Annotated in this window: 13 protein-coding genes; 12 read left to right on the top strand and 1 reads right to left on the bottom strand. The window is 44.0% G+C overall.

What is annotated here, in order from left to right; translation table 11 throughout:
• Positions 1–291 precede the first annotated feature (291 nt).
• Positions 292–1,158 carry a universal stress protein gene (locus AC1XUD_RS18475; protein ID WP_483362522.1) on the bottom strand — a complete coding sequence of 289 codons (867 nt, stop codon included), beginning with the start codon at positions 1,156–1,158 and terminating at the stop codon, positions 292–294.
• Positions 1,159–1,594: 436 nt separating this feature from the next.
• On the opposite strand from AC1XUD_RS18475, the gene AC1XUD_RS18470 reads away from it, so the two are divergent.
• The 12 genes from AC1XUD_RS18470 to AC1XUD_RS18415 all read left to right on the top strand — a co-directional run bounded on the left by AC1XUD_RS18470 (position 1,595) and on the right by AC1XUD_RS18415 (position 14,668).
• A complete protein-coding gene (locus AC1XUD_RS18470; RefSeq protein WP_483362521.1) occupies positions 1,595–1,807 on the top strand; it encodes a hypothetical protein in 213 nt (70 codons plus the stop codon).
• A 103-nt stretch (positions 1,808–1,910) separates the two neighbouring features.
• The gene (locus AC1XUD_RS18465; protein WP_483362520.1) at positions 1,911–2,792 is read left to right on the top strand and encodes a DUF6544 family protein; all 882 of its coding nucleotides are present in this window, start codon (positions 1,911–1,913) and stop codon (positions 2,790–2,792) included.
• A gap of 3 nt (positions 2,793–2,795) precedes the next feature.
• Complete coding sequence (locus AC1XUD_RS18460) at positions 2,796–3,044, top strand: BON domain-containing protein (protein ID WP_483362519.1); 249 nt, start codon at positions 2,796–2,798, stop codon at positions 3,042–3,044.
• A gap of 27 nt (positions 3,045–3,071) precedes the next feature.
• Positions 3,072–3,305, top strand: coding sequence for a serine hydrolase (locus AC1XUD_RS18455; RefSeq protein ID WP_483362518.1), 234 nt, complete (start codon positions 3,072–3,074; stop codon positions 3,303–3,305).
• Positions 3,292–3,585: a hypothetical protein gene (locus AC1XUD_RS18450; protein ID WP_483362517.1), complete on the top strand. Its 294-nt coding sequence runs from the start codon at positions 3,292–3,294 to the stop codon at positions 3,583–3,585. The genes AC1XUD_RS18455 and AC1XUD_RS18450 overlap by 14 nt, the downstream gene beginning before the upstream one ends.
• Before the next feature lie 265 nt (positions 3,586–3,850).
• On the top strand, positions 3,851–4,117 hold the full coding sequence (locus tag AC1XUD_RS18445) for a transposase (protein ID WP_483362568.1): 267 nt from the start codon (positions 3,851–3,853) through the stop codon (positions 4,115–4,117).
• Positions 4,078–4,353, top strand: a complete 276-nt coding sequence (locus AC1XUD_RS18440; protein WP_483362516.1) for a hypothetical protein — start codon at positions 4,078–4,080, stop codon at positions 4,351–4,353. Before AC1XUD_RS18445 ends, AC1XUD_RS18440 begins: the two co-directional genes overlap by 40 nt.
• 224 nt (positions 4,354–4,577) lie before the next feature.
• On the top strand, positions 4,578–5,309 hold the full coding sequence (locus AC1XUD_RS18435; RefSeq protein ID WP_483362515.1) for a GntR family transcriptional regulator: 732 nt from the start codon (positions 4,578–4,580) through the stop codon (positions 5,307–5,309).
• Positions 5,310–5,732: 423 nt separating this feature from the next.
• A complete protein-coding gene (locus tag AC1XUD_RS18430) occupies positions 5,733–6,932 on the top strand; it encodes a DUF4185 domain-containing protein (RefSeq protein ID WP_483362514.1) in 1,200 nt (399 codons plus the stop codon).
• Positions 6,933–6,938: 6 nt separating this feature from the next.
• Positions 6,939–8,690: a class I mannose-6-phosphate isomerase gene (locus AC1XUD_RS18425; RefSeq protein ID WP_483362513.1), complete on the top strand. Its 1,752-nt coding sequence runs from the start codon at positions 6,939–6,941 to the stop codon at positions 8,688–8,690.
• A 949-nt stretch (positions 8,691–9,639) separates the two neighbouring features.
• A complete protein-coding gene (locus AC1XUD_RS18420; RefSeq protein ID WP_483362512.1) occupies positions 9,640–12,789 on the top strand; it encodes a SusC/RagA family TonB-linked outer membrane protein in 3,150 nt (1,049 codons plus the stop codon).
• 13 nt (positions 12,790–12,802) lie between these two features.
• Positions 12,803–14,668 carry a RagB/SusD family nutrient uptake outer membrane protein gene (locus tag AC1XUD_RS18415; protein ID WP_483362511.1) on the top strand — a complete coding sequence of 622 codons (1,866 nt, stop codon included), beginning with the start codon at positions 12,803–12,805 and terminating at the stop codon, positions 14,666–14,668.
• The last annotated feature ends 40 nt before the right edge of the window (positions 14,669–14,708 follow it).

The following is a 14,708-nucleotide window of genomic DNA, read 5'->3' as shown; positions in this document are numbered from 1 at the left end:
CCTACGGATCTTCGATTGCGTTTACCGCCATGCTGCGCTCATAGGCCCAGTCCACGTTGCCGGCAGCTTACCAAACGCTTCTTCTACCTTGATTTTGATTTTTTCGCTTTTCAAAGCGGAATACCCTATTAGTGCATTTGCCACAGCCTCTGCCAGTTCGGTGTCGGTTCTTTACTTTTCCGTGAAGATGTGTTCAACAATATCTTTTTTTACTGCTTTGATACGCAGGTTGCCTGTTGGGTTAGCCCGGCTTATGACTGTTATATACGTTCATTTAGGCTGACGGAACTTTCAGTCCAGGATCACCATCGGCGCGCTGAATTTGGTATGGGATGATTTTTGATGGTAAACCAGAAGAGGAACATGGGTTTCCGTAGCAAGCTTTTTGGTCATCGACGGATTGACGATTTTTTCAAAAAAGCTGCGGTGACGGTGGGAAACGATCAGCAGATCGGCCATTACTCTCTCACAATATTCTTCAAGTGTATGCATCACAACTTCACCAGTGAGCAGGGTGATATCTCCCCGGCGGATGCCCAGCTCTGTCTCAATTTCGTCCATATATTGCCTGTCAGACTGAATATTTAGCTGCTCATCCGAATTTACTTTTACAAGTTTTAATTTGCCGCCCAATTGCTTGACAAGCGCAACAACACGCTGTAATGTTTCTTTTTCGTCAAATTCGAGCTGGGTTGCATATATGATATAATTGAAACGCGCTGTTTTTCGGTCCGGAGGGATAATCAGTACCGGGCAAGAGGCGTGTAGCGCGATGCCGGTTGCCGAGCTGCCTATCATTCTATCTAAAAATTTTCCATGCCCGGTACGGCCAACCACGATGAGATCGGCTGAGGTATCGTGAGCTTGCCTGAGTACTGCTGGTTCCACTCCGTCTGTCTCGAAAATAGCATCGGCAAGGTGACCTTCCTGCCGGGCGCTGGAGACAATTTCATTGAGTTTGGAGCGGTAATCGTCTTCGAGTTGCTGGTAAACAGGTGCGTTCACAATTGACTCGGGGATTATATAGTCCCCAACATAAGGCTGATATGCGTACATAATCAATAGTTTCGCGCCTGTTTTGCTAGCGATCTGCTTGGCGGCGGTCAATGCCTTGTCTGCATTCTCGGAAAAATCGGTTGGTACCAGTATCGTTTTCATAACGGTTAACGGGTTGAATTAGGGTTGCTTCTTTTTCGATGTGTTACAAAAGTAGAATAAGTGTAACTGTATGGAAATGAGGAATGTCATTCCTCTTCGAAACAGAGATCAGCCTGTTCAAAGCCAGGCATAGCTTATTGAGCAGATGGCAACCCGAAGTAACGGAGGAATTCATTTACTTTTGCTCGTCGGTTATTTTCAAGTTAATCAAAAAAAACAGGTAGATAAAACCGGCAGGCAAGCCAGCTGGGGCAGCCAGTTAAAGTGCGGTTTGACAAAGAGTCCTCTGAGAATGAGATTATTGCTGGAACCGCCTTTCTACTGAGCGTTGGTCACGCCGTGCGTTTATTTGTTACCGAGCAGGGTTTTGAGTGTTCCGGCGAGCTGGACTTCAATGTGTGCGAAGCTAAGTTCAACTTTGAAAATCCGGAAATAATTGAGTGATTTTCCGAGGCAATGGAATCGGCTTATCTCAGCAGCGATAAGATCAGGAGTTCGATTCAAGCCCCGGGAAAAGGATGCATTGGAAGATAAAGTGCATATTTTTAATGCAGGAAGTGCCCTGGAGTCGGAGGGAAGTGAATCTTTTCATCCGCATCCTGAGGCACTAGCAAGACACCCTCGGCTGATGAACGACTACATCACGTAAATACACCCTCCGGCTGATTAATCTCATACAGTCGGCTTTTCAAGGTCATATCAGCAGACTTAGGCTTGGTTTATTTTTATCATGAAAATAAACCGATATTCTTATGAGCAAATCGCGTACCCACATTTACTCCGAAGTTGCTTCGACTGTCAGTGAAACATCAGGGAATTCAACCCCATTGAAACTTGGCATGGGGTTGATTACTATACTATTTGTCGTGTTTTTCATGGGACGGCTGAACCTTTATCTCAGGTTCCGCGGCGAGGTAGCGCAGCTGTTTGCGAATTCAAAAGATATTTCATCACAAAAGTATCATGAGCGGCAATTGGAAAGACTTCCGCAACCTGTGCAGCAGTACTTCCGGCATGTCCTGAGAGACGGGCAGCCTTACATTAGTAACGTACATTTATTGCATAACGGCGCATTCAAAACAGATTTAAAAAAGGGCTGGATCGACATTGCAGGTGAAGAATATTTCACAGCTTACAAACCTGGCTTTGTGTGGAAAGGCAAGACAGCCATATTCACGGCCAGGGATATGTACATCGCGGACAAAGGCGGGCTGGTAGTTTCTTTATTTTCACTTTTTACTATTGAAAATCAGCATGGCACAAAGTATGATAAAGCGGAGCTCATGCGCTGGCTGGCAGAGAGTGTTTGTTTTCCTACGAATCTACTGACGGACAGAAACCTGAAATGGTTGCCTGTTAACGACAATTCAGCGATTCTCGAATACGAACACCGCAATCTGACTGTATCCTTCGTGGTTCTCTTCAATGATCGGCATGAGATCGTCGAAATGCGTGGACTTCGGAATATGGGCGAAGGTCCGAGGCAGCCCTGGGTAACCAAATCAAGCCTCTATCAAAATTGGAATGGCGTCCTGATTCCGTCTGTTTTAGAAGCAGGCTGGGAGATCAACTGTGTGTACCAGCCTTATGCCCGGTTTAAAATTCAAGATATCAGCTACAATCAGACATTCTAAGCTATGGGAACACGCATTAGTGACTCGGCGCTTGCTGGTCAGATCATAAGTGCCCTGCATCAAAACACCCAGCTTGATGACAGCGACATACAGATTTCTGTCGACGAAGGATGGGTCTCGCTGGATGGCAAGGTGGGGCAGGAAGCAGACAGGCTTCTGGTACAGTCCTGCATGGAAAATATCCCTGGCGTTTCCGGCGTTACCAATAACCTCACTTTTTCCAGGCTATATCCTAAATGCAAGGCCGGATAGTTTAAACCGACACGATATTATTTTCCGATGGAAGGCCCAATAATGAAGCTGGAAGTGTTCCTACGAAATTATCTTGTCGTAGGAGGTTCAAGCTACCAAGAGTCAAAAAAAATCATTCAACAAGCATCCGGTGACAAGTTCGAATACTCGAATATGGGATACGCACTGCTTGGTTTTCTCGTCGAAAGGATCTCCAAGATGCCCTTTGATAAATATTGTCAAAGGTATTTATTTGCTCCCCTGGAAAATGCACCAAACTAACCGGTTTCTTGATAATATTGATCCAGATAGGCTTGCAATCCCCTATACCTTTTCTAATTCGATGGAGGTCTTCCAGAAGCGTCAACAGAGTACTTTCCCTGATTATCCTGCTGGCCAACTACGCAGTAACTTAGGAGATCTGGCTAAATTTATGGCATATTGGGTTAACAACGGTGAGTTTAATGGAAAGACCATCATAGATAGTCTGGCCGTGCAAACACTCACGCCCAAGGATATGAGTGGGCTATCACACCTGGTTTTTATACTTGTTGAATACTGAAACACCCATTTACAGTCATAATGGACATAGTCCCGGTGTCTCCACTTACATGTTTTCCGCCAAAGACTGATCGCACCAGAGCATCGTTATCTGGACTGATTCAAGTTTTCTGTGATCCTCCTTTGTAGAAGGATACAAAGCCACGGATTGAAATATAGTAAGATACAATTCCGGCGATCACATATAAAATCATGACTTGCTAATGATTTGTTTCCTTCTATTTTCCGACAAAATTTTGTAACTTCAGAAATGCAAGGAAGGAAAAATTACTCAGAAAAGCTGTTCATCAGCTTCCAACTTTCAGATCGGGTTCCGAAGGAAAATTTCTATCGCAAACTTAGCGAAACGCTCGATTTGCAGTTTTTATATACAGACACTCGAAAGCTATATTGCAAAACCGACAAACCCATCAATTGATCTGGTTGTGTTCTTCAAATTGATGCTGAAAGGATATCTGGAAAACATTACATCAGATCGTCGTCTAGTCGATAAATGCTCGATGAGAAGGGATATACTGTACTTCATCGGGTGAGATTTAGACGTGGCAGACGTCGTTTTGTACCAGCTCATAACGCGACCTTAGAAAATCTCGGAGCATGGGGTGCTTCCCTTATTTCAGCCGGTCTAAAACAAAAAGTAATTGATAATAAAAAAGGTGAGCTTTGCACAATTGTAAATCGGGCGCCAGGTAAAAGGGCACAAATAATCGGGAATGGCAAATTGGCTGAGTCAGTTAGTGTGCCCGTTTTGCAATTGGGAAAAACTTGAAGGAGGTAGTTGAACTGCGAACATATCAGGTGGCTAAATAGGAAGCGTGAAATATATTAACAATGTTCAGAGGAGGTTTCTTTGATTTTTAAATGAATAAAAATGTACCTTTTAGGAACAGAATAAAAAGGGTCTTGTCAGCACTCGTTTACTTAGACTATACATATTGTTCGCGGACATACCCAATTTTACTACTTTTGTATTTATTTACCTGTTTATAAGATATGAAATTTAGTATCGATCATAAAAGTCCGGTTCCTCTACACATTCAAGCCGAGGAACTACTGCGTACAATGATCAACGACCCGGAGCATTCCAGTGGTAAATTTCTGCCCAACGAAGTCGAATTGGCAAAACAGCTGGCGATATCACGGTCAACACTGCGTCAGGCTTTGAACAAGTTGGTCTACGAAGGATTGCTTATTAGGAAAAAGGGTATCGGGACAAAAGTAGCCGAGACTGCAATTAGCTCAAAATCAAAGAATTGGTTAAGTTTTACCCAGGAAATGAATGCCAGGGGGATTGTTATTAAAAATTTTGAATTGCATGTCACCTGGGTTACTCCAGAGGAAAAGATTGCCAATTTTTTTGATATTAGCACATCCAAAAAGGTGCTGAAGGTAGAGCGCCTTCGAGGAAAGATTGAGGGGCCGTTTGTATACTTTATCTCTTACTTTCATCCAAGAGTTGGTCTGACAGGCGATGAAGATTTTAAAAGGCCGTTATACGATATTCTTGAAAAGGACCATCTTGTAGTTGCAACGCTTTCTAAAGAAGAGATCGCGGCAATTGCTGCTGATAAACTCATAGCTTCCAAACTGGAAGTGGAGCCAGGAAGCCCTATACTTTTTAGGAGACGATTTGTATATGATCAGGGTGAGAGACCAATCGAATACAATTTGGGATACTACAGGGCTGACAGTTTCATCTACACCGTAGAAAGTGTCAGGGAATAGTCTCCATTACTTAGAATTCGTATTATGCGAAATAATTTTACCATCTTCTCGAGAGTAGAAGTGTTCGAGAGATGTCACGCTGACGCTGCCCGAAGGAAAAGTATATAAGATGGCAACTCCTTAAATTATCGAGCAGAATTGGTAAACAAACCGATTCTTTTCTCCGACAACAAACTCACCTGTTTACAACGTTTGCACTTGGAAGTTTCGCTTTGGCGTGAAAAGTGGAACCAAGGAGGATTTTTGGAAAGTAAAACCCACAGGGATTTGTCGAATTTAATATCCGCCTTCGATAAATATCTTTATCGCTCACCACCTGGCGGGTCTTGGTGCCAAGGAAATTGCAGAAATTCTTGAAACAATTTCTTAATGTACATACATATATACATAATTAAGTATATTTATGAAAAATTACAACTCGCAATGAAGTACAGGATTCTGTTCTTATTGATTACTTTTTTATCATGCAACCGACAATCGCGTGACAACGAGCAAGCTGTGGCTATGCCAGAAGTGAACGAAAAGGAATTTACAGCAGCTCCGGCACCGGAATGGTCGAATTTGTTTCTGAGGAAGTCGGGCTGGCTTGGTGGTGACGGCATATTTGCGATTCCGTTTTCAGGAAAAGATTCTCAAAAAAGCGACAGTGTGCTTTTCTTGTTCAGTGATACGATGGTCGGAGAAATTGACGGTGGCAAACTCAAACCGGGCTTGAAACTTGTGAATAACTCGGTGGGATTGATGAAAGGGAAAAAACCTGATTCATTAGGTATAGCATTCAATATCAATGGCGAAAGAGATACTCCCCGCGCAATTTTCACGCCCAAGTCAGACAGGCCCGATAAGGATACGTATTTTTGGCTTGGTGATGGATTTGCCAATCCGGACTCAGGCAACGACATGTTTATCTTCGCCTACAAAATAACCAATACCCACGATGGTTCTGCTTTTCCCTTCAAAGAATCCGGCAATTCGCTGATCCGTGTTCCGGCAGGAAGCCGTTTCCCTTATAATGATCAACAGCAATTTACATTGCCATTCAATAACTACAAAACGGGAGAGGAAACGATTTCGTTTGGGTCGGCGGTGTATAATAACAGCAAATCGGCTGGTGAGCCGGAACCCGACGGGTTTCTGTATGTGTATGGAACAAAAGGGGTTACCAAAAGACTTGTTTCAGCAAGGGTAAAGCCTGCTCAGGTGACATCGTTCAATCAATGGGAGTTCTGGAATGGTAAAGGTTGGTCAAAGGACGTCAAGGCAGTGGCTGCTTTAAGCGATTCTGTGTCCAATGAACTGAGTGTTAGTTTATTGTCGCCAGGCAAATATGCCTTGGTTTACCAGTTGGGCAGCCTTTTTCCTGAGATTTGTATGCAGGTCGGACCTACTCCTGTCGGGCCATTTGGTCCCAGGATCGTACTTTACAAAACATCCGCCGATATTAAGGACCCTGACTTGTTTACATATAATGCCAAAGCCCACCCCGCATTATCAGCACCCGGCGAGCTGCTTATTTCCTATAATGTAAACAGCTTCAAGTTTTTGGAAGTTGTCGATAAGCAGCCTAATATGTACCGTCCGCGGTTTGTGCGGATTAAATTTAACAACAGCATTAAAAAATAACTGATAATGCGCTCCAGTTACGACAAGTTCCCGTATATAGAAGTAAGCAAATCCTCAGAAGTGTGTTTTGCTGGCTGGAAAAGTATTTTTGACGAGATAAAGCTCTTTTTCCACACCAAAAACAAAAGAAAAACTGTAATCTGTATTGATCTCTACCATGGTGTTAATAAGGGAGAAGTACTATATGCTATAAAGGAAAATCTGGAAACCGCCATAGTGATTCAGACGAACGATTTTCTCAAAAGTGCGGGTCAAATCAGTGAAATGGTATATCCGTTTGTGACGGACGACCAAGTGTTCGGTAAGATGAACGGCTTGGAAGTATCGGACTTTTTTGAGGCAGAAAGTGTGGGTCGGGAAAGGGAGAGAATCCAATCAATTGAATCCGGAATCGTGGTTATTTGTGGTGAAGGAGCGGCTCTTTTTGCTGATGCGGATGTCCTGATTTACATGGATTTAGCCCGTTGGGAAATTCAGAAAAGGATGAAGCGGAACGAGGTAGGCAATTTTGCAATGGACAACCTCGACGAGAGTTTTTCATTGAAATACAAACAGGGCTATTTCCTTGACTGGCGCCTGTTAGACAGGCATAAGCTGAGCTTTTTTGATCAGATTGATTATTTCATAGACGCCAATCACGGTGCTCAACCCAAAATGATTGGTGCCGAAATGTATAATAAAGGATTGGATGAAGCTGTACGTCGGCCATTCAGGGTCGTTCCTTTTTTTGACCCGGGGCCATGGGGCGGGCAGTGGTTGAAAGAAGTCGTCGATCTGGACCGTGAGGAGGTTAACTATGCGTGGGGTTTCGATTGTGTTCCTGAAGAAAACAGCCTGCTTTTCAAGTTTGGCGAAAATATTTTTGAACTCCCCTCTATTAATCTTGTGCTTACCAGACCTGAACAATTATTAGGGCAGTCGGTTTATAGCAAATTCGGAGCAGAATTTCCAATCAGGTTTGATTTTCTGGATACGATGGGAGGTGGTAATCTGAGTTTGCAGGTACATCCAACACGTGCTTACATCCGGGAAGAATTTGGAATGGACTATACCCAGGATGAGAGCTATTACTTCATGGAAGCAGAGCAGGATGCCTGCGTTTATCTGGGTACGCACAAAAATGTGAATGCAGGTAATATGATTGCAGACCTGGAAAGAGCACAAAACGGTCTGGTAGATTTTGACGCGGAAAAATATGTTAACAAGCTGCCCGTTAAAAAGCACGACCATATTCTGATCCCGGCGGGAACAATACATTGCTCGGGCAAGAATGCGGTGGTGCTGGAGATTTCAGCGACCCCTTACATTTTTACTTTCAAATTATGGGATTGGGGCAGACTGGGATTGGATGGCAAGCCTCGACCGATCAATATTGAGCATGGTAAAAAAGTCATTGACTGGACCCGGGATGAGGATTGGGTGAAAAAAAACCTTTTCAACAATATCACAGAAATTTCAGTAAATGGTCATTCTAAAGAGGAATCCACAGGCTTGTACGGAACACAATTTATTGAAACCAGAAGACATTGGTTTGATGGAAAAGTAATCCATTTTACTGGCGGAAACCTGCATGTGGTCAATCTGGTGGAAGGAGAGGAAGTAATCGTTGAAAGTCCTGAGGAGCTTTTCGAGCCTTATGTGATCCACTATGCAGAAACATTCATTGTTCCAGCCAATGTGCCCTCATATATGATAACTCCATATGGGCAGTCGGCCGGAAAAAAATGCGCAACCCTGAAAGCATATGTGAGGGTATAGCGCTTGGAACGTAGGGGATTTTCAAGTTTGACTAATACGCCATTGGTTCAAATTCAGCAAAAACCTGGTTTACGCTACTAGAAATTGTTTCCAGTTGGTCTGAGACATAGCAATCAAATACGAGTTGGCCTACTTCTGCCGACAGCTTAGAGTATACCGCAGAAAGTGTAAAAAAATATATTTGCGTTTGGGAGATTTGCCCTTCAACAGGGGGGGGCGTCCATTTGCGGCTGGCAGACTTATTGTGCCAATCATCTCAGAAATGGTTTGGCAATATTGTATCATCAATTATCAATATTGGGCAAAATTGTAGGACTAATTTTAGGTATGTTTGTAAAATGCATCAAAAGGAGCTTTCAACAGGAGAGATGGCTAATTCGATTTCTGAGTTTGGATCGCCCCTTATGGGATTGATGTATCGTTGAAAGTTGTAATCTCTCGTGTCTAGAATTCGCTAACAATATTCATATTATATCCGCGAATTATTATTTTAAATATTATTTGCTACTTCGATAATATGTTTATATGTTTGTACATAATAAAATCTTTGAATATTTAAACTTTGGTGATTAAGCATCTTGCGCCTTGGTGTATGCTCGTGGGTTCGCTTGTTTTGATCATTCGTCACAGGCATATGCGTGGGTTGCAATGTGAAGGGTATCGCTACGGCGCTTTCAACCAGTGGCCCATTATCAACGACCTTTCTTAGGAGGTCAACGTATAGCCACATAGGTATGTTTGTGAGCAGCTGTTGGGAACATCTATTCGACCAAGGATTGCTTCAATGCCTTTCATCTTATAGTTAGGGATTTGTTACGTATATCAGCGGGGAAGCTTTCTTAACGAAGGTAACCTCCTTTCATCAGCAACTTCGAGCGCCTTTCAATTGAATAACCTCTGATACCCGTGGATAGCCCCGGGCGACTTTTAATAATAAATAATCGCATTTATGAGACCAAAACTACTTACGGAAAATGGACATAAGGCGTCATGCGCTTTTTGGGGGCTCGCGCTGGTGAGTCTTCTGACACCATCAGTGTGGGCGAACAACAACCCGCCATCTGGTGTTGCTACTCATCCTGTAAATGAAGCCCGCATTGTCGCCGAGCAAACTATTAACGGAAACATTACAGACGAAAGCAACTCGGGGATACCGGGGGTGAATGTGTTGGAAAAAGGCACCAACAACGGTGTAGTGTCGGATAAAGATGGAAAGTATTCAATTAATGTAAAGGACGGTAACAGCGTTCTTGTGTTTTCATTTATTGGTTATGTAACAAAAGAGGTTCAGGTAGGCTCGGGCTCGACGATTGATATTAAACTGGAAGTTTCCTCGCAGGAACTGAACGATGTGGTTGTAGTAGGGTATGGTACCCAGAAGCGGTCGGAGCTGACCAACGCGGTAGTGCAAACAACAGGAGCAGAGATAAAAAAATCAAGTGCAGCATCTTTATCCAATTCGCTTGCAGGTAGAATGGCAGGAGTATATGTCACCCAAAGAAGTGCTGCTCCGGGTTTTGATGATGCGCAGATCCTGGTAAGGGGTGCAAGTACTTATCGCAATACCTCGGCCCTGATTGTAATTGACGGGGTTGCCAATGCAGACCCCGATGGGCTAAACAGACTGGACCCCAATGATATCGAAACTATTTCAGTGTTGAAAGATGCCTCCGCGGCCATTTATGGTGCGCAGTCCGCGGGTGGTGTAATCTTGGTCACTACCAAGAGAGGTGTATCAGGCAAACCTGCATTTGATTTTTCTACAACGCAGTCCTGGCAATCACCGACTATGAAAGTGAAATCAGCAGACGCATTTCAGTATATGCAAGTACTAAATGACCGCAGAGCGCTCGAGGGAACACCGCCGGATTTTCCCGATGCACTGGTAGAGTCATTTAAAAACGGAACCAGAAGACCCGAAGATTGGTGGAATGCACTGATCGGGCCGCCGGTAAGGCAGGCAAGATACTCCCTAACCATGCGGGGCGGCACTGACCGAGTAAGGTATTTTGTTTCTTTGGGTACGGCTTCACAGGGCGGTATTCTTCGCGGCGACAACAAATCGAAACTGAATCAATATAATGTAAGGAGTAATGTTGATGTAACGGTGACAAAAGACCTGGAAGTAGGGCTTGACTTGTCAATGCGTGAAAAAGCAACAGAAACACCTCAAGGTGGTCCCGGTGGGGAAGTGGGCTCACTGGCGAGTACCAGTCCTTTGCAAGAAGCTTATATAGGAGGAGACTATAGGTATCCGGGAGAGGGGTGGTCGCACTTGAACCCCGCGGCGCGTTTGCTAAGCCCCGGTTATCGCAAGTACAAATCAGACGTGGTCAGTGGAACGCTTCGCTTCAAGTATAACATGTCTTTTGTGAAGGGTTTAGGAGTGGATGGATATTTATCTGTTGTCAAAACAATCGGTTATGACAAGCAATTTAATTATATATGGCCTTACTATGAAAAGGCACCGGATGGCACGATTGTAAAGAAGCAGTCGAGGTCGGTAGAGGATATCGGTTTGCGGGAGGATTTTAGACAGAGTTTACGCATCACCGGAAATGTAAAACTCTCATACAACAGGACTTTTGCACAAGATCATAAAGTTTCTGCCTTCGTTGCCTATGAGCAAATGACGTATGACGACAATACCTTCTGGGCTCAGCGTCTTGGTTATGACTCCCCTTTGATCGATCAGCTTTTTGCCGGTACTACAAACCGTTTGAACTGGAATAACAGTGGTTCCGCTACGGAATCGGCCCGCCAGAATTTCTTTGGGCGCTTAAGCTATGATTTTAAACAAAAATACCTTTTTGGTTTCAGTGCCCGTTATGATGGTTCGCCTATCTTTCCAAAGGACAAGCGTTTTGGATTTTTTCCACAAGTGTCTGCTGGCTGGGTAATCAGCAACGAGTCATTTATGCCCAAAAATGTAATCAGTAATTTAAAACTCAGAGCATCCTGGGGACGTCTCGGGAATGACCGGGTTAATCCATTTCAATACATTGCCGCCTACGGATATGACGCAGGCTGGGTCGTGAACGGAGTGGATGCACGTGGTATTGCGGTTAAATCGACACCGAACCCTAATATTACTTGGGAAGTGAGTGAAAAGACGGATATAGGCTTGGAAGCGGCTTTTTTGAACAACCGCTTAACTTTTGAACTGGATCTTTTCCAGAACAAAACTTCAAACATTCTGGGCAGAAGACAGGCGTCAATCCCTGGTTATACCGGATTGCTGCTACCGGATGAGAACATTGGTAAAATGAACAGTCAGGGTATTGAATTTCAAGCAGGGTATAGACACAATTTTTCAGACCTTACCATGCGGATCAATGGAAACATTTCTTATAATAAAAACAAGATTGTTTATTTCGACGAAACACCTCAGGCAGAGGATTATCAGAAGCTGGAAGGGCAGCCGTTCGGGTCCCGGCTGGTGTATAAATCAATCGGAATTTACAGGACTCAGGCAGACCTCGACAACAGCGTTAAATATCCGGGAGCATCATTGGGCGGCTTGATTTTCGCCGATTTGAACGGAGACAAGATTATCGACAGCAACGACCGTTACATGTTCAATACGACCAATAACACGGACGATGCAGGTGTTACGACTATTTTCCCAAGCACACAGTACGGGCTGAGTATCGGGCTGAATTACAAGAATTTTGACTTGGCCATGTTGCTACAAGGACAAAGCGGTGCGAAGTTTCGTTTGAGCACGTCGTTCAATTCCGGTGCTGGCGGTAACGGATTGGAATATGTAGCGCTGAACAGTTACTCATTAGGAAATGTGAACTCGGAGCTTCCAATGATTGCGCCAACGGGATTTGCAAATTCAGATAGCGACTTCTACTACCAAACCGCGACGTGGATGCGTATGAAAAACATGCAGCTGGGTTATACTCTGCCAAAAACTCTTCTTTCAAAAGTAAAAATTGCTGCATTGAGATTTTACGTGTCGGGAGACAACGTCTTTATGATCTTCAATTCGCTTAATAAATATGGTAACGGTGATCCGGAATTTCTTAGTGGAAACGGCGGTGCTTATCCTAACATGAAAACACTGGGCTTCGGAGTAAACCTTACCTTCTAATCAAAGACAACCTATGAAATATTTAATAGCAAACAGACTGGTAAAGAGAGCAATGACGCTAGCATTCATTGGTATCATCGCTACTACCAACTCTTGCAATGTGCTGGATAAGAAGCCGCTGGATGCCATTTCGGATGATGCAGTTTTCAATGATCCCGTATTTTTGCAAAACTACGTTTACAACGTTTATAACGGAATAAAACCACCTTGGGCTCCCGGAACCGGAGGATATGACGCGCTGACAGATATTGCGGTAAACCAGCCTGAAACACACGAGCGGTCCGCAGGTATCCGTAATTATCTGGAAGGTAACCTGACAGCCGATAATGTTAATGATCTGGCGTCAATTGTAAACGGACTACCGGCCGCAACGCCGCTATGGGACTATGAATACAGCTTTATAAGGAAAGCCAATGTGTTTTTTGAAAACATCGAAAGTTCCACCATACCGGTCGAAACACTTGATCCGATGAAAGGCGAAGTGCATTTTTTACGGGCGTGGATGTACTTTGAACTGATGCGTACTTTCGGAGGTGTACCGATCATCGAAAGCAGCTTTCAACTGAACTCGGAGAGCTTCGATGTTCCCAGAAATACATTTGACGAATGCGCACAATTTGTACTGAAAGAAGCGGATCTGGCGATCGGGTTTTTGGATGGTCAACCCGTTAGTTCAGGGAAGGTTAGCAAGGCTGCAGCGCTGGCTTTCAAGGCGCGCGTCCTGTTATACCTGGCCAGTCCATTGAATAACCCAAGCAACGACCTAACCAAATGGCAGGCCGCAGAAGCAGCCACAAAAGCCATCTTTGATCTGGGTTTCACCCTGCATCCGCAGTATAGTGAAATTTTCAAAAAACCACTGAAAACCGACGAAACTATCTTTGGGAAGTCATTTACACCGGCAACAAGAATTCCTGGATGGGGTTATAATTACGACTTCTGGCCAAGCGGTTTCGATGCCCAGCAACGGCTTGTTCCTACCCAGAATTTCGTGAACATGTTCCAATTGACAAATGGCGAATATCCATATGCAGCGGATGGTGTGACTGTCAATGCTGCATCAGGATATGATCCTCAGCAACCTGAAAAGAACAGAGATCCAAGGTTCTACGATTCGGTGATCTACCCGGGTGCGGGTCCGTTGAATATTATCGACGGCTCTAAAAGTACGCAACGCCTTTACGAGTATTGGGAAGATGCAAACCCCAATGCGGACAACGCACCGCCCTATATCAATCCTAATAAAGTTGATCCCAAAAATGGGCAGAACCTTTTTGATTTCGGTCGTGATTCTAAAACCTATTGGGTTAAAGGTTTGACACCGTTTCACTGGAGAGTGCAAACCGGTTATACGTTCAAAAAAACCGATGATTTCGCCGGGCCTCGAGCTAGCTTTGATAATGATTATAATCAGGTAGTTGTGTTCATGAGACTGACTGAGTTTTACCTGAACTATGCTGAAATCCAGATCGCGTTGGGTAACGAGGCTATAGCAAGGGAATACATTAATAAGGTCAGGAAGAGAACCTCTGTAAATATGCCTGATATTAAGAGTACCGGAGCAGCCCTTGTACGGGATTACCGAAATGAAAGGGCAATAGAATTACACTTGGAAGACTCTCGGTTCTTTGACCTGATGCGATGGAAAGCTGCACCGGGAAATGTGGACATTGCTGTAAGGGGACTTACAAAAGTTACAATGGATTGGAGTGGTGCCAAGCCCGGGGATGCACTGGGTAAATTGACGTATACCTATGGGGTGATCCCAGAGGCAGAGGTAAGAAAACCTTGGAAGGGCGATTATTATTATCTATTCCCGATACCCAATACGGAGATCAGAAAAAGTAACGGTACCTTGAAACAGAACCCAGGATATTGACAGGAAAACATCTATAGATAGGTATTAAAGTTAGTAAATG

The organism is Dyadobacter sp. HNCC25DJ184 (assembly GCF_056895215.1).
The sequence above is the reverse complement of the archived record's forward strand: the minus strand, read 5'-3'. Positions and strand labels throughout refer to the sequence as shown.